Genomic DNA, 19,560 nt, shown 5'->3' with positions numbered 1-19,560 from the left:
ATGTCGAACAAAGATGAGGCGCCCAGCGATCTGATTCGCGCACGGGACGTCGGTGGGTTCGACATCTGGTCGTTGCCCAGCTTCGACCCGCATGTGCCGGAGCCCGAGCCGGAGCCGGTCGAAGAACTTCCGGTGGAAATGGAAGAAGTGCCGCTGGATGAAGTCCAGCCACTGACCCTGGAAGAACTGGAAGCCATTCGCCAAGAGGCCTACAACGAAGGCTTCGCGGCGGGTGAAAAAGATGGTTTTCGCAGCACCACCCTCAAGGTGCGCCAGGAAGCCGAAGAGGCGCTGAGCGTCAAGTTGGCCAGCCTGGAACGCTTGATGGGCACGCTGTTCGACCCCATCGCCGAGCAGGATTCGCAGATCGAAAAGGCCATGGTCGGCCTGGTGCAGCACATTGCCCGCCAGGTGATCCAGCGCGAGTTGGTGCTGGATTCCAGCCATATCGAAAGCGTGATGCGCGAAGCGCTCAAGCTGCTGCCCCTGGGTGTCGGCAACGTGCGGCTGTACATCAACCCGCAGGATTTCGAGCAGGTCAAAGCCTTGCGCGAGCGCCATGAAGAAACCTGGCGCATCGTCGAAGACGCGGCGTTGCAGCCCGGTGGTTGCCGGGTCGAAACCGAACACAGCCGCATCGATGCCACGGTGGAAACCCGCATCAGCCAGATCATGGCCAAGCTCTTTGATCAGCTTCACGAACAGGCCCTGCACCCGGCCGAGCCTGATCTGAGCGTGGACCTGGACGCCGTCGATGCGCCTTGACCGCACCAGCTTCGCCAAGCGCCTGGGTGGTTACGCCGAGGCTACGGAGTTGCCCGGCCAGCCGATCCTCGAAGGGCGCCTGCTGCGCATGGTCGGCCTGACCCTCGAAGCCGAAGGCCTGCGCGCCGCCATGGGCAGTCGCTGCATGGTGATCAACGACGACAGCTACCACCCGGTGCAGGTCGAAGCCGAAGTGATGGGCTTTTCCGGCAGCAAGATTTTCCTGATGCCCGTGGGCAGCCTGGCGGGCATTGCCCCCGGCGCCCGCGTGGTGCCGTTGGCCGACACCGGCCGCCTGCCGATGGGCATGAGCATGCTCGGCCGCGTACTCGACGGCGCTGGTCGCGCGCTGGACGGCAAGGGCGGCATGAAGGCCGAAGACTGGGTGCCGATGGACGGCCCCACCATCAACCCGCTCAACCGCAACCCCATCAGCGTGCCGCTGGACGTGGGCATTCGCAGCATCAACGGATTATTGACGGTCGGCCGTGGCCAACGTCTGGGCCTGTTCGCCGGTACCGGCGTGGGTAAGTCGGTGTTGCTGGGCATGATGACGCGCTTTACCGAGGCCGACATCATCGTGGTCGGGCTGATCGGCGAGCGGGGCCGCGAGGTGAAGGAATTCATCGAGCACAGCCTCGGTGAAGAAGGCCTCAAGCGCTCGGTGGTGGTCGCATCCCCAGCCGACGATGCGCCGCTGATGCGGTTGCGCGCCGCCATGTACTGCACGCGCATCGCCGAATACTTCCGCGACAAGGGCAAGAACGTCCTGTTGCTGATGGATTCGCTCACGCGTTTCGCCCAGGCCCAGCGGGAAATCGCCCTGGCCATCGGCGAACCGCCGGCGACCAAGGGTTACCCGCCGTCGGTATTCGCCAAACTGCCCAAGCTGGTGGAGCGCGCCGGTAACGCCGAGGCCGGTGGTGGCTCGATCACCGCGTTCTACACCGTATTGTCCGAAGGCGATGACCAGCAGGACCCGATTGCCGACTCGGCGCGGGGCGTGCTCGACGGCCACATCGTGCTGTCACGGCGCCTGGCCGAAGAAGGGCATTACCCGGCCATCGACATCGAAGCGTCCATCAGCCGGGTGATGCCGGCCGTGGTCACGCCGGAACACATGGCCCGTGCGCAACAGTTCAAGCAGCTGTGGTCGCGCTACCAGCAGAGCCGCGACTTGATCAGCGTCGGCGCCTACGTGGCGGGCGGTGATCGCGACACCGACTTGGCGATTGCCCTGCAACCGCAATTGGTCACCTACTTGCGCCAGGGTCTCAACGACAAGATCAGCATGGGCGAAAGCGAAGCGCACCTGCAGTCGATCTTCGCCCCCGCGCCGGGCGGCTAAGCCATGGCCAACAGCCGCGCCGCGCGTCTGGCTCCGGTGGTGGACATGGCCGAGAAGGCCGAGAAAACCGCCGTGCAGCGCCTGGGTTACTTCCAGGGGCAAGTCCGCTTGGCGGAAAGCAAGCTGGGCGACCTGGAGCGTTTTCGCGGCGAGTACCAGCAGCAATGGATCGAGCGCGGCAGCAAGGGCGTGTCCGGCCAATGGCTGATGGGTTACCAGGGCTTTCTCAACCAGTTGGAAACCGCCGTCGGCCAGCAACGCCAAAGCCTGGCCTGGCACCAGAACAACCTCGATAAGGCGCGTGAGAGCTGGCAAGCCGCGTTTGCCCGGGTCGAAGGGTTGCGCAAGTTGGTGCAGCGCTATATCGACGAAGCACGGGCGCTCGAAGACAAGCGCGAGCAAAAGTTGCTGGATGAGCTTTCGCAGCGCATGCCGCGCAAAGACGTCTATTGAAAGTTGCCCACATCCCCGGCACCTGCTAAACCTTGTGTCATTGCCAATGACAAGGAAGCAGTCACATGTCAGTCGAGTCAGAAGTATCCCTGGATGGGACGAAGTTGACGATCGCAGTCAAGGGCCGGTTCGATTTCGGCAGCCACCAGACGTTTCGCGAAGCCTATGAGCGCTTCTACAAAGTGCCCAATACCTACGTCGTGGACTTGAAAGAGACGACCTACCTCGACAGCTCCGCCCTCGGCATGCTCTTGCTGCTGCGCGACCATGCCGGCGATGACGCCGATATCCGGGTGATCAACAGCAATTCGGATGTGCGCAAGATCCTCGGCATCTCCAACTTCGACAAACTGTTCGACATCAGTTGAGCGTCCTGGCCCCGGTCCTTGAGCCGCTGACAATCCTGATCGCCGAGGACAGTGCCGCCGACCTGTTGTTGCTGTCGACCATCATCCGGCGCCAGGGCCATCAGGTGCTCACGGCCACCAACGGCGCTGAAGCGGTCGCGGTGTTTACCCGTGAGCGCCCGCAGTTGGTGTTGATGGATGCGCTGATGCCGGTGATGGACGGCTTTGAGGCGGCGCGCCGAATCAAGCAATTGGCGGGTGAAGAGCTGGTGCCGCTGATTTTTCTCACCTCCCTGCGCGAGAGCGAAGCGCTGGCCCAGTGCCTGGATGCCGGCGGTGATGACTTTTTAGCCAAACCCTACAACCCGCTGATTCTCGCGGCGAAGATCAACGCCATGGACCGCCTGCGCCGGTTGCAGGCGACGGTTTTGCAGCAGCGCGACCTGATTGCCAAGCATCACGACTACCTGCTGCACGAGCAACGGGTGGCCAAGGCAGTGTTCGACAAGGTTGCCCATTCCGGCTGCATCAACGCCGCGCCGAATATCCGCTACCTGCAATCGCCCTATGCGTTGTTCAACGGCGACCTGCTGTTGGCCGCCTACACCCCGTCCGGCGATATGCATGTGCTGCTCGGCGACTTCACCGGCCATGGCCTGCCGGCGGCGGTGGGCGCCATGCCCCTGGCGGAAGTGTTCTACGGCATGACCGCCAAGGGCTACGGCCTGGCGCAGACCCTGCGGGAGATGAACGCCAAGCTCAAGCGCATCCTGCCGGTGGACATGTTCTGCTGCGCCACCCTGTTGTGCCTCAGCACGCAGCGACGGGTGGTGGAGGTGTGGAACGGTGGGATGCCCGAAGGCTATGTGCATGAAATCGCCACGGGCAAACGCACGCCGCTGGAATCGCGGCATTTGCCATTGGGGGTGCTGTCGGCTGAGGTCTTTGATGATCGCACCGAAGTCTGGCCCATGGCCCTGGGTGACCGGGTGTTCCTGTTGTCCGATGGCGTGCTGGATACCGCTGACGCCAATGACCAGTTGTTCGGCGCTGAACGCTTGCAGCAGGTGTTCGCTGCCAACCGTGAGCCGGATCGGCTGTTTGAAGATATCGAGCAGGCCCTGGCGGCGTTCCGAGGTGAAGCGCGGGATGACGTGAGCATGGTGGAAATCACCCTGCACGGCGGCCAGCAGCTGCGTGCCAGCGGGCCGTTGTATGCCGACAGTGGGCAGTCTTGTCCGCTGGATTGGTCAGTCAGTTTCGAATTTCGTGCTGAGACGTTGAAGCGTTACAACCCATTGCCGTACTTGCTGCAACTGCTGCTGGAGATTCACGGTCTGCGCGAGCAGAGCGGGGCGCTGTACAGCGTGATGGCGGAGCTGTATTCCAATGCGCTGGAGCATGGCGTGCTGGGGCTGGATTCCCGGCTCAAGCGTGACGCCCAAGGGTTTGCCGAGTATTACCGCCTGCGTAATGACCGCCTGGCGCAGCTCAACAGCGGCTATATACGGGTGCATGTGCAGGTGGTGCCGACCGAGGTGGGCGGAAGGATGACCCTGCGCATCGAGGACAGCGGTCCTGGGTTCGACGTGGAACAGATGCTGGCGCGGCCGCTCGATATCGACCGTCTGTCAGGCCGGGGCTTGAGCCTGGTGCGTCAATTGAGCAGCGATGTACGCTGGTCGGACGGCGGGCGCAGTGTCTGCGTGGAGTTTTCCTGGGAGGCTCTGGCATAATCCGCCGATTCTTGATCAAGGAGCGAGCAAGTGGTTGATCTACATCTGGACCCGGAGGTGTTGTCGGGTTTGCAGGAAGTTATGGAAGGCGAGTATCCCAAGCTGCTTGATACCTTTCTCGATGATTCCCAGAAACGCGTCGAAGCGCTGCGCAAGGCCAGGGATGATGCCAAGGCGTTGGGGCGGATTGCGCATAGTTTCAAGGGCAGCAGTGGGAACCTGGGGGCGGTGCGGTTGGCGCAGTTGTGTCAGCGGTTGGAGGTTGAGTCGGTTGAGTCTGCGGTTGGGGATCTGGGGGAGTTGGTCGATCAGATTGATCGGGAGTTTGCGTTGGTGAAGCCGTTGTATGAGTCGGAGCGGCAGCGGTTTCAGGTTTGATTGAGTACATATCCGTTTTTTATGTAACGGCGGCTTATGGTTCCGCCCTTACGGCGGGTCACTTTTGGAAAGGCCCAAAAGTAACCAAAAGGCCTTCGCCCCAACACTCGGCACCTCGCCTAGGCTCGGTGTTCCCTCACTCCGGCTTGAATCCGTGGGCCGCCGCCACGCGCCATCCATGGCGCGGGGCGGCTAACCCGGCGTCCTGCCGGGTTACCCACGGATTCAAGCCTGCGCTCGGCCAGCGTGTTTGACGGGGCGCCGAAGATCAAAAGCAAGAGCGACTCGCTTCGCATCGTAGATACGTTTTCTGTTCTGTGTAACCCACTTACTGTGGTGAGCGGGCTTGCCCCGCGTTGGGCTGCGAAGCAGCCCTAAAACCGGTGAGGGCGCCGCGTTTATCCTGGTTTCCCGCGTCATCGTTAACGACCTTCGCGGGCAAGCCCGGCTCCTACAGGGGGAACGCGTATGCCTTAACGACTCGGTCGGCTACCAGGCCGCCGCGCTTTGCTTTTGATTTTGATCTTAGGCGCCCCGTCAAACACGCTGGCCGGAATTCGGCAGGGATTTGGGGGGTAAACCGGCAGGGATGCCGGTTTAGCCGCCCCGCGCCATGGATGGCGCGTGGCGGCGGCCCCCCAAATCCCTGTCGAATTACGGGCACACCGAGCCTAAGCGAGGTGCCGAGTGTTGGGGCAAGAGCGTTTTGCTTACTTTTGACTGGGCCGGCATTCCGGCTTTTCAAAAGTGAGCCGCCGTAAGGGCGGAACCAATATCAGCCGTAACCGAAGAAATGGATATGTACTCGGTCGATATACCAACCTGGCCCAACTCTTGCTCTACCTTCAGTTACTGCATCCCCGACCCCCATGCAGTGGAGACCTTTACCTATGCCAGTCGCCCCCAATTCGCTCCTTCAGGCTGCCCCCGCGGCCAAGCCTCAAGCGCCCTCTGCCAACCCACCGGCAGCGGCTGCGGACCCACGGGACAAGGGCCCTGGCTTCGCTCAAGTGTTTGCCAACCAGGCGTCCAAACCTTCCGTCAAGACCGACGACAGCTCGGCCAAACCCACTGCAGGCAAGTCGTCCGATGCCAGCGCCAAGCCTGCAGCGGGCAATGACAAGCCTGCCGCCAGCACGCCAGCCGTTGCCGATAGCGGCAATACCTTGCCTGCCACGCCGCCGGCCAAAACCGACGACAGCGCCAGCAAGGATGACGACGCGCCAGCCGACCCGACCCTGGTGCAGCAGCCTCCGGCTGACCCGGTGGTCGACCCGGCATTGATTGCCACCGTAACCCCGATAGCCGTGCCGGTGCCGGTTGAAACACCCGCGCCCGTTACCACCGCCAAGGATGACAAGGCCCAGCCGGTGGTTGCAGCGCCGGTCGCCGCGACCGAGGAGGCCAAGCCTGCGTTCGATCCGGAGGCTGATCCCCTGGATGCCATGCCAGCCGTGCGCCTGGCGATGGAGCAGGGCGGTCACGTATCGGCCAGCAGCCAGGCGCAGGCAAAAAGCGCTCCGGCGCCAACTCAGGATCAACCCACCGCCGCACAGAATTTCGCCGCCGGCCTGGCCAATATGGTCGACCAGCAAGCCACCAAAGACAGCACCGACCAGGGCGGCGACAAGGCCTTCAGCGGGTTGATCGAAGACGGTCTCAAGGACCTGAAGAACGCCAGCAGCGACACCCGTGTCGATGACTTCGCCAACCGCCTGGCCGCATTGACGCAAGCCGCCACGCCGAAAACCGCCAACGCCTTGCCACCGGTGACCAATGCACCATTGGCCATGCACCAGAGCGGCTGGACCGACGAAATCGTCAACCGGGTGATGTACCTGTCCAGCGCCAACCTCAAGTCGGCGGAGATCCAGTTGCAACCCGCTGAGCTCGGCCGCCTGGATATCAAGGTCAATATGACCGCCGACCAACAGGCCCAGGTCAACTTCATGAGCGCCCACCCGGTGGTACGCGAAGCGTTGGAAAGCCAGTCCGGGCGCTTGCGGGAGATGTTTGCCCAGCAGGGCATGGGGCAGGTGGATGTGAATGTGTCCGACCAGTCCCGTGGCCAGGAGCAACAGCAGCAACAGGCCCAGACCGGTGGCGTGAGCCGCAGCGGTGGACGTGGCGGGGATAACGGCGACAGTGGCAGCCACATTGATGTGGCTGAAGCCCTTACGCCGGTGACATCCACCGTGATCGGCTCCAGCGCGGTGGACTACTACGCCTGATTTGAACGTTGCGCAGGCCCAAATGTGGGAGCGGGCTTGCTCGCGAATGCGGTGGAACAGTCAGTATATCTGTTACTGATAAACCGCATTCGCGAGCAAGCCCGCTCCCACATTGGATCTGTTGCGTGGCCGATATCGGGATACACCTCCAAATCCACCAGACAACTCTGGCATAACACTTGCTCTTGCCTTTCCGTAGATCTATGAATCCCCGAATAGTGACGGATTATTGGCATGGCGAAGAGCGACGACGCAGCAAAAGCACCCGCAGGCAAAGGCAAGCTCAAGCTTATCCTGTTGATAGTCCTGGGCCTGCTCCTGGCCATCGGCGCCTCGGTCGGCGGCACCTGGTACATCATGCACAGCAGTGCCAGCAAACCGGCCCCTGCCGCCGAAACCGCCACTAACGTCAAGCAACCGGCAATCTTCGAGCCGATGCTTCCGGCCTTTGTCGCCAACTTCAATCAGAACGGTCGTCAACGCTACCTGCAGGTGAGCATCACCTTGCTGGCACGTAACGCTTCGGACCTGGACGCCCTCAAGGTGCACATGCCCGTGATCCGCAACAACCTCGTCATGCTGTTCTCCAGCCAGAGCTTCGACACACTTGCCACCCCGGTGGGCCAGGAAATGCTGCGCCAGAAGGTCACGGCCAGCGTGCAGGAAGTGGCCCAGAAGGAGCTCGGCAAAGTCGTGGTCGAGCAGGCGCTCTTCACTAACTTCGTATTGCAGTAGGATCACGACATGGCCGTGCAAGACCTGCTGTCCCAGGATGAAATCGACGCGCTGCTGCATGGCGTCGACGATGGTCTGGTACAGACCGAAATGGCTGCCGAGCCCGGCAGCGTCAAAAGTTATGACCTCACCAGCCAGGATCGTATCGTCCGCGGACGCATGCCGACCCTGGAGATGATCAACGAACGTTTCGCCCGCTATACCCGCATCAGCATGTTCAACATGCTGCGCCGTTCGGCGGACGTGGCGGTAGGTGGCGTGCAGGTGATGAAGTTCGGCGAGTACGTGCACTCGCTGTACGTGCCCACCAGCCTCAACCTGGTCAAGATCAAGCCACTGCGCGGCACCGCGCTGTTCATCCTCGACGCCAAACTGGTGTTCAAGCTGGTGGACAACTTCTTCGGCGGCGACGGCCGCCACGCCAAGATCGAAGGCCGTGAGTTCACCCCCACCGAGTTGCGGGTGGTGCGCATGGTGCTGGAGCAGGCCTTCATTGACTTGAAGGAAGCCTGGCAGGCGATCATGGAAGTCAACTTCGAGTACATCAACTCCGAAGTGAACCCGGCCATGGCCAACATCGTCGGCCCTAGCGAAGCCATTGTGGTGTCGACCTTCCACATCGAACTCGATGGCGGTGGCGGCGACCTGCACGTGACCATGCCGTACTCGATGATCGAACCGGTGCGCGAGATGCTCGACGCCGGTTTCCAGTCCGACCTGGACGACCAGGACGAACGCTGGGTCAAGGCCCTGCGCGAAGACCTGCTGGACGTCGACGTACCGCTGAGCGCCACCGTGGCCCGTCGTCAGCTGCGCCTGCGCGATATTTTGCACATGCAGCCGGGGGACATCATCCCGGTCGAATTGCCGGAAGAAATGATCATGCGCGCCAACGGCGTGCCGTCATTCAAGGTCAAGCTCGGTTCCCACAAGGGCAACCTGGCGCTGCAGGTGGTCGAGCCGATCAACCGCCGCTGATTCACTCCTATTTATGAATGTTTGCTCCGCCGAGGACATGTAATGGCTACCGAACACGAAAACACTTCCGCCGAAGACCAGGCCCTGGCTGACGAATGGGCGGCTGCCCTGGAAGAAACCGGCGATGTTGGCCAGGACGATATCGACGCGCTGCTGGCCGCTGACGCCGCCACCGCCCCGGCCGGCAACCGCCTGCCCATGGAAGAGTTCGGCAGCGTGCCGAAAAACAACGAGCCGGTGTCCCTCGATGGCCCGAACCTGGATGTGATCCTCGATATCCCGGTATCGATTTCCATGGAAGTCGGCAGCACTGAAATCAACATCCGCAACCTGCTGCAACTCAACCAGGGTTCGGTGATCGAGCTCGACCGCCTGGCCGGCGAGCCGCTGGATGTGCTGGTCAACGGCACCCTGATCGCCCACGGCGAAGTGGTGGTGGTCAACGAAAAGTTCGGCATCCGCCTGACCGACGTGATCAGCCCGAGCGAACGCATCAAGAAGTTGCGCTGATATGAAGTATTCGATGGCGGGACTGTTTCTGGCGCTGCCATTGAGCGCCCTCGCGGCTGAGCCGGCCGCGCAAGCGACAGCGGTAGCCGCACCGGTGGTGAGCAGTGGCATCGGCGGGCAATTGACCCAGTTGGTGCTGGGCCTGTTGCTGGTGGTCGGGCTGATTTTCGTGCTGGCCTGGCTGATGCGCCGCGTGCAGCGGGTAGGGCCGGGCAACGGCCAGGTGATCGAGATGATCGGTTCGCGCGCCCTCGGCCCGCGTGATCGGCTGGTGCTGGTGCAGGTGGGCGAGGAGCAGATCCTGCTGGGCATCACTCCTGGCCGCATCACCCCGTTGCACGTGCTCAAGACCCCGGTGAGCGTGGATCAGAGCCAGTCCGCCACGCCAGAATTCGCCCAGCGCCTGATGGAGTTGCTGGGCAAGGATCAGAAGGATAAGAAGTAATGCGCGTTTTATTGACGCTCATGCTGTTGCTGGCCGCGCCATTGGCGTTCGGCGCCGACCCGTTGTCGATCCCGGCCATTACGCTGGGGACCAACGCAGCGGGCGCGCAGGAGTATTCGGTCAGCCTGCAGATCCTGCTGATCATGACCGCGCTGAGCTTCATCCCGGCGTTCGTCATGCTGATGACCAGCTTCACGCGGATCATCATCGTGTTCTCGATCCTGCGCCAGGCCCTGGGCCTGCAGCAGACGCCGTCGAACCAGATTCTCACCGGCATGGCCCTGTTCCTGACGCTGTTCATCATGGCGCCGGTGTTCGACAAGGTGAACCAGCAAGCCCTGCAGCCCTACCTGGCGGAGAAAATGACCGCCCAGGACGCGATCGACAAGGCCCAGGGCCCGATCAAGGATTTCATGCTGTCGCAGACCCGCTCCAGCGACCTTGAGCTGTTCATGCGCTTGTCCAAGCGCACCGACATCGCGACCCCGGACCAGGCGCCGTTGACCATCCTGGTGCCGGCGTTCGTCACGTCCGAGTTGAAGACCGCGTTCCAGATCGGCTTCATGATCTTTATCCCGTTCCTGATCATCGACTTGGTGGTGGCGAGCGTGCTGATGGCCATGGGTATGATGATGCTGTCGCCACTGATCATCTCGCTGCCGTTCAAGATCATGCTGTTTGTGCTGGTGGACGGCTGGGCGCTGATTATCGGCACCCTGGCCGGCAGTTTCGGCGGGGTATAGCGCGATGACGCCAGAAGTAGCCGTCGACCTGTTCCGTGAAGCGCTGTGGCTGACCACCATGATGGTCGCCGTGCTGGTGGTGCCGAGCCTGTTGGTGGGCCTGCTGGTGGCGATGTTCCAGGCCGCGACCCAGATCAACGAACAGACCTTGAGCTTCCTGCCGCGCCTGCTGGTGATGCTGGTCACCCTGATCGTCGCTGGCCCGTGGCTGGTGCAGACCTTCATGGAATACATCCTGCAGTTGTACGGCAGTATTCCGCAGTTGATCGGCTGACCCGATGCAGTCCTTGCTGGCGTTGACCGACACCCAGATCAGCACCTGGGTGGCGTCCTTCATCCTGCCGCTGTTCCGGGTGACGGCCATGCTCATGGCCATGCCGGTGTTCGGCACCACACTCGTACCGCGCCGCGTACGCCTGTACTTTGCGGTGGCGATTACCGTGGTGATCGTGCCCGGGTTGCCGCCGATGCCGCCGGTCAACGCTATCGATCTCAGTGCGTTGCTGCTGATTGCCGAACAGATCCTGATCGGCGCGCTGATGGGCTTTTCCCTCACGCTGTTTTTCCAGGCCTTTGTGATCGCCGGGCAAATCATCTCGATCCAGATGGGCATGGGCTTCGCCTCGATGGTCGACCCCACCAACGGTGTGTCGGCGGCGGTGATCGGGCAGTTCCTGACCATGCTGGTGACCTTGCTGTTCCTGGCCATGAACGGCCATCTGGTGGCGTTCGAGGTGATGACCGAAAGCTTCACCACCTTGCCGGTGGGTTCGGGGCTGGTGGTCAATCACTTCTGGGAGATCGTCGGACGCCTCGGTTGGGTATTGGGCGCTTCGCTGTTGCTGGTGCTGCCGGCGATCACCGCGTTGCTGGTGGTCAACATCGCCTTTGGGGTGATGACCCGCGCGGCGCCGCAATTGAACATCTTCTCGATTGGTTTCCCGTTGACCCTGGTGTTGGGCATGGGGATTTTCTGGATCGGCCTGGCCGACATTCTGAATCAGTATCAACCGCTGGCGACCGACGCCCTGCAGTTCTTACGTGATCTGGCACGGGCGCGCTGAGCCATGGCCGAGAGCGAGAGTGGTCAGGACAAAACAGAAGACCCCACGGAGAAACGTAAAAAGGACTCCAGGGAAAAGGGCGAGATTGCCCGCTCAAAAGAGCTCAATACCGTCGCCACAATGATGGCCGGCGCCGGCGCGTTGCTGATCTACGGCGGCGGCCTGGCACTGGACCTGATGGAGTTGATGAAACACAACTTCGCCTTGCCCCGCGAGGTGCTGCTCAACCCTGATGCCATGGGCCAGTACCTGCTGCACTCGGGCAAGATTGCGATCCTGGCGGTGCAGCCGATCCTGATCACCTTGCTGCTCGCCGCACTGATCGGCCCGGTCGCCCTGGGCGGCTGGCTGTTCGCCGCCGGCAGCATGGCGCCCAAGTTCAGCCGCATGAACCCTGGCGCCGGGCTCAAGCGCATGTTCTCCACCAAGGCCCTGGTGGAGCTGCTCAAGGCGTTGGCCAAGTTCATCCTGATCCTGTTCGTGGCGCTGATGGTGTTGTCGTCCGACATTGACGACCTGCTGCGCATCGCCCATGAACCGCTGGAGTCGGCGATCATCCACAGCGTGCAGGTGGTGGGCTGGAGTGCGCTGTGGATGGCGGCCGGGTTGATCATCATCGCGGCGGTGGATGCGCCGATCCAGCTGTGGGAAAGCCACAAGAAACTGCTGATGACCAAGCAGGAAGTGCGCGACGAGCACAAGGACCAGGAGGGGCGCCCCGAGGTCAAGCAGCGTATTCGCCAACTGCAGCGCGAGATGTCCCAGCGCAAGATGATGGCCTCGGTGCCCGACGCCGACGTGGTCATCACCAACCCGACCCACTACGCCGTGGCCCTCAAGTACGACCCGGAGAAGGGCGGCGCGCCGATGCTGCTGGCCAAGGGCAGCGACTTTACCGCCTTGAAGATCCGCGAAATTGCGGTGGCCAACGACATCCTGCTGCTGGAGTCGCCGGAATTGGCGCGGTCGATCTTCTATTCCACCGACCTCGACCAGGAAATCCCCGCCGGGCTGTACCTGGCCGTGGCCCAGGTACTGGCGTACGTCTATCAGATTCGCCAGTACCGTGCGGGCAAGGGCAAGCGGCCGGATCCGCTCAAGGATCTGCCGATTCCGCCGGATTTGCGCCGCGATTCCTGACGCCGCACCGCCCTCTTTACCACTCGTCGATAACTGGCGTCTACCTGTCAAACTTGACAGTAGCCAGGCAGCGCTGCTCGCGGTTCTATTGCCGTAAGTACTGCGCGCAGGCTGTAAACGAGATGCAGGGAGAGTGGTTTTGAATCGGGTTATCAGAGGCATCGTCACATCCTATGACCAGGCAACTGGAAAGGGTTTGATTGTCGTGGGCGGCGAGGCGGTTCCAGTGGACCTCATTGGTTCGCGCGGCGTCCGGCTTGCAGTGGGTATGCAGGTTGCGTTTCAGAGGATCCATCGACCTGACGGCGTCTTTGCCTCCGATGTCAGGGTCATCCAGCAAGTCCTTGAGTGAGATATCAGGAGAACGGTAATGGCAACAGGCACGGTGAAGTGGTTTAACGCGGAGAAGGGTTACGGGTTCATCACTCAAGACGATGGCGGTGATGTTTTTGTCCATTATTCGGCTATCAAGAGCGACGGTTTCAAGACGCTTGAAGAACATCAAAAAGTTGAATTCGATTTAGCCCAAGGACCCAAAGGCGGTCAGGCTGAAAACGTCCGCATCCTATCAGTGTCATAATCGTTCCCGCAGGGTAGTGCAGGAACGATCCGCCATCAGGCCCTCAAGTGCTCGCTGTCCTCCAGTACTCTGTCGGCCAGCAGCTTCGCGAGCCCGATCAACTGCGCTACGCCCAGTGCACCTTCGCGTTTTGTCCCGTCCAACTCGAAGGCAAAGTCACTCATCAGCGCTTCGGCCGAAGCGAGGGTTTCGGTGAGGTTGACCAGCAGGTCTTCGGTTTTCAGGTGGTCTGCAACGGTGAAGAGGCTGATGGGGGGATTTGGGGTGGGTTTGATCATTGTGAGGCTCCTTAAAAGTGGAGCTGCCACTGATCGCCGCGACGCGATGGGGTGACAGCTGTGCGCAGGTTCGCGGACCGGTCAAGGAGCAACCCGGCATACCCTAAGGTATCCCGCGCACAGCCGCCATAGCGCCGCACAGTAGACGCTAAAAAAGCGTCAACTGAAAGCGGGCGATAGTGCTTTTGCTCTTTGAAAATCCGGGCCGCGACGCCCGTCCACTGCGTTTGCAGCGGTGTACGGAGACTAGAGAGCGGCTTTCCTAGGGGCAACCGCAAAACCTTGTCGGAAATTTCCCCAGTAGTACCGGCTGCGCGCACATCCAAGTGTGGGAGGGGGCTTGCCCCCGATGGCGTTGTGTCAGTCACCGACTCTTAGTCTGGCAAGCTGCAATCGGGGGCAAGCCCCCTCCCACATTTAAAATGTGTTCTTTCCGAAAAAACGTGGGCCTCCATAGCGATCGACGTTCCAAAACAAAAGTTGGAAGGCTTCTTGCAATACCGCCTCCAGGACGCCCAACCGCGTCAAAACTTTGCTTCAAAGGACACGAGGAATACTGGTGGATCGCTCTCAAATGCTCGGCACGGCGCGCAGCACCCTGACTGACCTCTCGCGGGGCAATCTGGGTGTGCCGTTGTTGTTGCTGGTGATGCTGGCAATGATGATGTTGCCGATGCCGCCGTTCCTGCTGGACGTGTTCTTTACCTTCAACATTGCCCTGTCCGTCGTGGTGCTGCTGGTCTGTGTGTACGCCCTGCGGCCGCTGGACTTCGCGGTGTTCCCGACCATCCTGCTGGTCGCCACCTTGCTGCGCCTGGCGCTGAACGTGGCGTCGACCCGCGTGGTGATGCTGCACGGCCAGGACGGCCACGCCGCCGCCGGCAAGGTGATCCAGGCCTTTGGCGAGGTGGTGATCGGCGGTAACTATGTGGTCGGTATCGTGGTGTTCGCGATCCTGATGATCATCAACTTCGTGGTGGTGACCAAGGGCGCCGGGCGGATTTCCGAGGTGAGCGCGCGGTTTACCCTCGACGCCATGCCCGGTAAGCAAATGGCGATCGACGCCGACCTCAACGCCGGCCTGATCGACCAGAACCAAGCCAAGGCCCGCCGTCTGGAAGTGGCCCAGGAGGCCGAGTTCTACGGTTCCATGGACGGTGCCAGCAAGTTCGTGCGCGGTGATGCCATTGCCGGCCTGCTGATTCTGTTCATCAACCTGATCGGCGGCGTGGCGGTCGGCATGTTCCAGCACGGCATGACCTTCAGCGATGCGGGCAAGGTGTACGCCTTGCTGACCATCGGTGACGGTTTAGTGGCGCAATTGCCATCACTGTTGTTATCCACAGCAGCGGCGATCATGGTGACCCGTGCGTCGGGCTCCGAAGACATGGGCAAGCAGATCAGCCGGCAAATGTTTGCCTCGCCCAAGGCCCTGGCCGTGGCGGCGGGCATCATGGCGATCATGGGCATCGTGCCGGGCATGCCCCACGTGTCCTTCCTGAGCATGGCGGCCATGGCGGCGGGCGGTGCCTACCTGTTCTGGAAAAAGCAGAATGCGGTCAAGGTCCAGGCCCAGCAGGAGATTGCACGCCAGCAGGAACTGCTGCCATCCCCGGCCCGCGCCCAGGAAACCAAGGAGCTGGGCTGGGATGACGTGACACCGATCGACATGATCGGCCTGGAAGTCGGCTACCGCCTCATTCCGCTGGTAGACCGCAACCAGGGTGGCCAGCTGCTCGCGCGGATCAAGGGCGTGCGCAAGAAGCTGTCCCAGGACCTGGGCTTCCTGATGCCCACCGTGCATATCCGCGACAACCTGGACCTGGCGCCCAGCGCCTACCGCCTGACCCTGATGGGCGTGATCCTGGCCGAAGCCGAGATCTACCCGGACCGCGAACTGGCGATCAACCCGGGGCAGGTGTTCGGCAGTCTCAACGGCATTACCGCCAAAGATCCGGCTTTTGGCCTGGACGCGGTGTGGATCGAAATCAGCCAGCGCAGCCAGGCGCAGTCCCTGGGTTACACCGTGGTGGACGCCAGCACCGTGGTTGCTACCCACCTCAACCAGATCCTCTACAAGCACTCCCACGAGCTGATCGGCCACGAAGAAGTCCAGCAATTGATGGGTTTGCTCGGCAAAGCCTCGCCAAAACTCGCCGAAGAGCTGGTGCCGGGCATCCTGTCGCTGTCGCAGTTGCTCAAGGTATTGCAGGCGCTGCTGGCCGAACAGGTGCCGGTGCGCGACATTCGCAGCATTGCCGAGGCTATCGCCAACAATGCCGCCAAGAGTCAAGATACTGCCGCCCTGGTGGCCGCGGTGCGCGTCGGATTGTCGCGCGCAATCGTGCAAAGCATTGTAGGGCTTGACTCCGAGCTGCCTGTGATCACCTTGGAACCAAGGTTGGAACAAATATTGCTCAATAGTATTCAGAAGGCAGGACAGGGCCAGGAAGAGGGCGTTCTGCTGGAGCCAAGCATGGCCGAGAAGCTGCAGCGTTCGTTGATCGACGCCGCGCAGCGCCAGGAAATGCAAGGCCAACCGGTGATCCTGCTGGTGGCAGGCCCGGTCCGGGCGATGTTGTCGCGGTTTGGGCGCCTGGCAGTACCGAATTTGCACGTTTTGGCTTATCAGGAAATTCCTGACAACAAGCAAGTGACTATCGTCGCGACAGTAGGGCCCAACGGCTGAGGGTAGTGGGTTATGCAAGTGAAGCGTTTTTTCGCCGCCGATATGCGTCAGGCCATGAAACTGGTTCGTGATGAGCTGGGCGCCGACGCTGCGATTATTGGCAACCGTCGTATTGCCGGCGGTGTCGAGCTGACGGCTGCCCTGGATTACACACCTTCGGCCCTGGCGCCGCGCGTGCCGAACATGGAGCTCGAAGACGAGCTGCGCAAGACCGCTTCGCGGATTGTTTCGGCCCAGGCTGAACTGAGCATGCGTGGCGACAGCGATGCCACCACCAATCGCCAGTTGTTCGCCGGCCTGCCGCTGACCGCCGCGGAGCCATTGGTTGAGCCAACCTTCAAAGAGCCGCCGCGTCCCGCTGCGCCAGCCCCGGCAGCGGCGGTTGACCAGCGGGTGTTCGACTCGATGCGCTTTGAGCTCAACGGTTTGCGTGAACTGCTCGAAGTGCAATTGGGTTCGCTGGCCTGGAACCAGTTGCAAGGCAGCAAGCCGCAACAGGCCAACCTGTGGCGCCGCTTGCAACGCATCGGTCTGTCCGGCCCGTTGTCCCGCGACCTGCTGGCCCTGACCACCGAAATCGAAGAGCCTCGCCAGGCCTGGCGCATGTTGCTGGCCCATCTGGCGCGGATGATCGTCACCCCGGAGATCGAGCCCCTGGAAGAGGGCGGCGTGATCGCCATGGTCGGCCCAGCCGGCATGGGCAAGACCACCACTCTGGCCAAGCTGGCGGCGCGCTACGTGCTCAAGTACGGCGCTCAGAATATCGCGCTGGTGAGCATGGACAGCTACCGTATCGGTGCCCAGGAGCAGCTCAAGACCCTGGGCCGCATTCTCAATGTGTCGGTGACCCATGTCGACCCAGGCCAGTCCCTGGCCAACGCCCTCGACCCGCTGCTGCGCAAGCGCGTGGTGCTGATCGACACCGCCGGCCTGCAAGCCAGCGACCCGGCCTTGCGCATGCAGTTGGAAAGCCTGGCCGGGCGTGGCATCAAGTCGAAAAATTACCTGGTGCTTGCAACCACCAGCCAGAAACAGGTTCTTACCGCTGCGTATCATAGTTACAAGCGCTGCGGCCTGGCCGGTTGCATCCTCACCAAGCTCGACGAAACCGCGAGCCTGGGCGAGGTGCTGAGCCTGGCCATCAGCCATGAATTGCCGGTCGCCTACCTGACCGACGGGCCGAGGATTCCGGATGATCTGCATCTGCCGCGCCGTCATCAGTTGGTCAGCCGTGCAGTCAGCGTGCAAATGCAAGACGAGCCTAGCGAGGAAGCGATGGCCGATATGTTCGCCGACCTCTACCACAACCCGGCGAAGCGGGTAGGTTGAGGGCGGTATGAACACCGTGAAAAGTATCTACATCGATGGTCTGCAAGCGATTCACGCGGCCAAGCCATGTAGCCTGCGTCTAAGCAAGACAAGGTAAAGAAATAAAATGGGCAGCATGCATCCCGTACAGGTGATCGCGGTGACCGGCGGCAAAGGTGGCGTCGGGAAAACTAACGTGTCAGTGAATTTGTCCCTGGCCCTGGCAGAGCTTGGCCGTCGCGTCATGCTGCTGGATGCTGACCTGGGGTTGGCGAACGTCGACGTTCTGCTGGGGCTGACGCCCAAACATACCCTTGCCGATGTGATCGAGGGCCGCTGTGAGCTGCGCGATGTGCTGCTGCAGGGGCCTGGGGGCATCCGCATCGTCCCGGCCGCTTCCGGCACCCAGAGCATGGTGCACCTGAGCCCGGCGCAGCATGCCGGGCTGATCCAGGCCTTCAGTGACATCGGTGACAACCTCGACGTGCTGGTGATCGACACCGCCGCCGGGATCGGCGAGTCCGTGGTCAGCTTCGTGCGCGCTGCGCAGGAAGTGTTGCTGGTGGTCTGCGATGAACCCACCTCGATCACCGACGCCTACGCCCTGATCAAACTGCTTAACCGCGACTACGGCATGAACCGCTTCCGCGTCCTGGCCAACATGGCCCAGAGCCCGCAGGAAGGGCGCAACCTGTTCGCCAAGTTGACCAAGGTCACGGATCGTTTCCTCGATGTCGCCTTACAATACGTCGGCGCAGTTCCCTACGACGAGTGTGTGCGCAAGGCTGTGCAAAAGCAGCGTGCAGTCTACGAAGCGTTCCCTCGTTCCAAGTGCGCACTGGCGTTCAAGGCTATTGCCCAGAAGGTCGATACCTGGCCGTTGCCTGCCAACCCCCGGGGGCATCTGGAGTTTTTCGTCGAGCGATTGGTGCATCAGACGAGCGCAGGACCCGTGCTATGACCGCGACCGGCTACAACGCGTACAAGAAGTCTGCCCGTGACAGCCAGGGCGAGTTGATCGAGCGCTACGCGCCCTTGGTCAAGCGCATTGCCTATCACTTGCTGGCACGCCTGCCCGCCAGCGTCCAGGTCGAAGACCTGATCCAGGCGGGCATGATCGGCCTGCTCGAAGTGTCGACCAAATACGACGCGAGCAAGGGTGCAAGTTTCGAGACGTATGCGGGCATCCGTATCCGTGGCGCGATGCTCGATGAAGTGCGCAAGGGTGACTGGGCGCCGCGTTCGGTACACCGCAATACACGCATGGTCAGTGACGCAATTCGCGCAATTGAAGCAAAAACCGGTCGCGACGCTAAAGATCACGAAGTTGCGGCCGAACTCCAATTGAGTCTCGACGATTACTACGGGATTTTGAACGATACCTTGGGCAGCCGCCTGTTCAGTTTCGACGACCTGTTGCAGGACGGCGAACATGAAGGGCTGCACGAGGACGGCGCGAGTGCTCATATGGAGCCATCGCGAGACCTGGAAGATGAGCGTTTCCAGGGGGCGTTGGCGGACGCGATTGCCAATTTGCCGGAGCGTGAGCGGCTGGTGTTGGCGCTGTACTACGACGAAGAGCTGAACCTCAAGGAAATCGGTGAGGTCCTGGGTGTCAGCGAATCGCGGGTCAGCCAGTTGCACAGCCAGTGCGCAGCCCGCTTGCGGGGGCGTTTGGGAGAGTGGCGAGCGCGCTGAACAGGCAGTGTGGGGACACTGCAGACGATACCGCGAGGGCAACCGGCCTTCGCGGGTTCGACCCGTGGTGCCCCCGGCAGTCCTTTTTGTGTAATGCCTGTTGATTGAAATGGCGTGTCCAGGTGCTGGGCGCG

General features: G+C 61.7%; 21 protein-coding genes. 20 read left to right on the top strand and 1 reads right to left on the bottom strand.

Annotation, left to right across the window (positions count from 1 at the left end; translation table 11 throughout):
• From fliH to BLR69_RS12670, 16 genes are all read left to right on the top strand, one after another.
• Nucleotides 1-765, top strand: a complete 765-nt coding sequence (gene fliH / locus BLR69_RS12755; RefSeq protein WP_071493759.1) for a flagellar assembly protein FliH — start codon at nt 1-3, stop codon at nt 763-765.
• Entirely contained in the window at nt 755-2,113 is a 1,359-nt protein-coding gene (fliI, locus tag BLR69_RS12750; RefSeq protein WP_071493758.1) for a flagellar protein export ATPase FliI, read from the top strand. The genes fliH and fliI overlap by 11 nt, the downstream gene beginning before the upstream one ends.
• A gap of 3 nt (nt 2,114-2,116) precedes the next feature.
• On the top strand, nt 2,117-2,566 hold the full coding sequence (gene fliJ, locus BLR69_RS12745) for a flagellar export protein FliJ (protein ID WP_016975640.1): 450 nt from the start codon (nt 2,117-2,119) through the stop codon (nt 2,564-2,566).
• 65 nt (nt 2,567-2,631) lie between these two features.
• Nucleotides 2,632-2,934: an STAS domain-containing protein gene (locus BLR69_RS12740; RefSeq protein ID WP_071493757.1), complete on the top strand. Its 303-nt coding sequence runs from the start codon at nt 2,632-2,634 to the stop codon at nt 2,932-2,934.
• Nucleotides 2,931-4,649, top strand: a complete 1,719-nt coding sequence (locus BLR69_RS12735; protein WP_071493756.1) for an ATP-binding SpoIIE family protein phosphatase — start codon at nt 2,931-2,933, stop codon at nt 4,647-4,649. Before BLR69_RS12740 ends, BLR69_RS12735 begins: the two co-directional genes overlap by 4 nt.
• Before the next feature lie 30 nt (nt 4,650-4,679).
• Nucleotides 4,680-5,027, top strand: coding sequence for an Hpt domain-containing protein (locus BLR69_RS12730; protein ID WP_071493755.1), 348 nt, complete (start codon nt 4,680-4,682; stop codon nt 5,025-5,027).
• Nucleotides 5,028-5,917: 890 nt separating this feature from the next.
• Nucleotides 5,918-7,258: a flagellar hook-length control protein FliK gene (locus BLR69_RS12720; protein WP_071493754.1), complete on the top strand. Its 1,341-nt coding sequence runs from the start codon at nt 5,918-5,920 to the stop codon at nt 7,256-7,258.
• A 234-nt stretch (nt 7,259-7,492) separates the two neighbouring features.
• Nucleotides 7,493-7,993 carry a flagellar basal body-associated protein FliL gene (gene fliL, locus BLR69_RS12715; protein WP_071489823.1) on the top strand — a complete coding sequence of 167 codons (501 nt, stop codon included), beginning with the start codon at nt 7,493-7,495 and terminating at the stop codon, nt 7,991-7,993.
• A 9-nt stretch (nt 7,994-8,002) separates the two neighbouring features.
• On the top strand, nt 8,003-8,971 hold the full coding sequence (gene fliM / locus BLR69_RS12710) for a flagellar motor switch protein FliM (protein WP_010208755.1): 969 nt from the start codon (nt 8,003-8,005) through the stop codon (nt 8,969-8,971).
• A gap of 42 nt (nt 8,972-9,013) precedes the next feature.
• On the top strand, nt 9,014-9,481 hold the full coding sequence (gene fliN / locus BLR69_RS12705) for a flagellar motor switch protein FliN (protein ID WP_058427232.1): 468 nt from the start codon (nt 9,014-9,016) through the stop codon (nt 9,479-9,481).
• Nucleotide 9,482: 1 nt separating this feature from the next.
• Complete coding sequence (fliO, locus tag BLR69_RS12700) at nt 9,483-9,926, top strand: flagellar biosynthetic protein FliO (RefSeq protein WP_058427231.1); 444 nt, start codon at nt 9,483-9,485, stop codon at nt 9,924-9,926.
• A complete protein-coding gene (gene fliP / locus BLR69_RS12695; RefSeq protein ID WP_016976565.1) occupies nt 9,926-10,669 on the top strand; it encodes a flagellar type III secretion system pore protein FliP in 744 nt (247 codons plus the stop codon). Before fliO ends, fliP begins: the two co-directional genes overlap by 1 nt.
• Before the next feature lie 4 nt (nt 10,670-10,673).
• Nucleotides 10,674-10,943, top strand: coding sequence for a flagellar biosynthesis protein FliQ (gene fliQ, locus BLR69_RS12690; RefSeq protein WP_003175300.1), 270 nt, complete (start codon nt 10,674-10,676; stop codon nt 10,941-10,943).
• Nucleotides 10,944-10,947: 4 nt separating this feature from the next.
• Nucleotides 10,948-11,733: a flagellar biosynthetic protein FliR gene (fliR, locus tag BLR69_RS12685; protein WP_058427230.1), complete on the top strand. Its 786-nt coding sequence runs from the start codon at nt 10,948-10,950 to the stop codon at nt 11,731-11,733.
• A 3-nt stretch (nt 11,734-11,736) separates the two neighbouring features.
• Nucleotides 11,737-12,873 (top strand): flagellar biosynthesis protein FlhB, encoded by a 1,137-nt coding sequence (gene flhB / locus BLR69_RS12680; RefSeq protein WP_071493753.1) that lies wholly within the window; start codon nt 11,737-11,739, stop codon nt 12,871-12,873.
• A 370-nt stretch (nt 12,874-13,243) separates the two neighbouring features.
• Complete coding sequence (locus BLR69_RS12670; protein ID WP_071493751.1) at nt 13,244-13,453, top strand: cold-shock protein; 210 nt, start codon at nt 13,244-13,246, stop codon at nt 13,451-13,453.
• A gap of 35 nt (nt 13,454-13,488) precedes the next feature.
• Here BLR69_RS12670 and BLR69_RS12665 read toward each other — a convergent pair whose 3' ends face one another.
• Nucleotides 13,489-13,731 carry a DUF6124 family protein gene (locus BLR69_RS12665; RefSeq protein ID WP_071493750.1) on the bottom strand — a complete coding sequence of 81 codons (243 nt, stop codon included), beginning with the start codon at nt 13,729-13,731 and terminating at the stop codon, nt 13,489-13,491.
• 574 nt (nt 13,732-14,305) lie between these two features.
• Here BLR69_RS12665 and flhA point away from each other — a divergent pair.
• The 4 genes from flhA to fliA all read left to right on the top strand — a co-directional run bounded on the left by flhA (nt 14,306) and on the right by fliA (nt 19,426).
• Nucleotides 14,306-16,420, top strand: coding sequence for a flagellar biosynthesis protein FlhA (gene flhA / locus BLR69_RS12660; RefSeq protein WP_371858631.1), 2,115 nt, complete (start codon nt 14,306-14,308; stop codon nt 16,418-16,420).
• Nucleotides 16,421-16,432: 12 nt separating this feature from the next.
• Nucleotides 16,433-17,749: a flagellar biosynthesis protein FlhF gene (flhF, locus tag BLR69_RS12655; RefSeq protein ID WP_071493748.1), complete on the top strand. Its 1,317-nt coding sequence runs from the start codon at nt 16,433-16,435 to the stop codon at nt 17,747-17,749.
• Between the two features lie 106 nt (nt 17,750-17,855).
• A complete protein-coding gene (fleN, locus tag BLR69_RS12650; protein ID WP_003192912.1) occupies nt 17,856-18,689 on the top strand; it encodes a flagellar synthesis regulator FleN in 834 nt (277 codons plus the stop codon).
• Nucleotides 18,686-19,426: an RNA polymerase sigma factor FliA gene (gene fliA, locus BLR69_RS12645; RefSeq protein WP_016976604.1), complete on the top strand. Its 741-nt coding sequence runs from the start codon at nt 18,686-18,688 to the stop codon at nt 19,424-19,426. The genes fleN and fliA overlap by 4 nt, the downstream gene beginning before the upstream one ends.
• Nucleotides 19,427-19,560 lie beyond the last annotated feature (134 nt).

It is taken from the genome of Pseudomonas azotoformans (assembly GCF_900103345.1).
Classification (GTDB): domain Bacteria; phylum Pseudomonadota; class Gammaproteobacteria; order Pseudomonadales; family Pseudomonadaceae; genus Aquipseudomonas; species Aquipseudomonas azotoformans.
The sequence above is the reverse complement of the archived record's forward strand: the minus strand, read 5'-3'. Positions and strand labels throughout refer to the sequence as shown.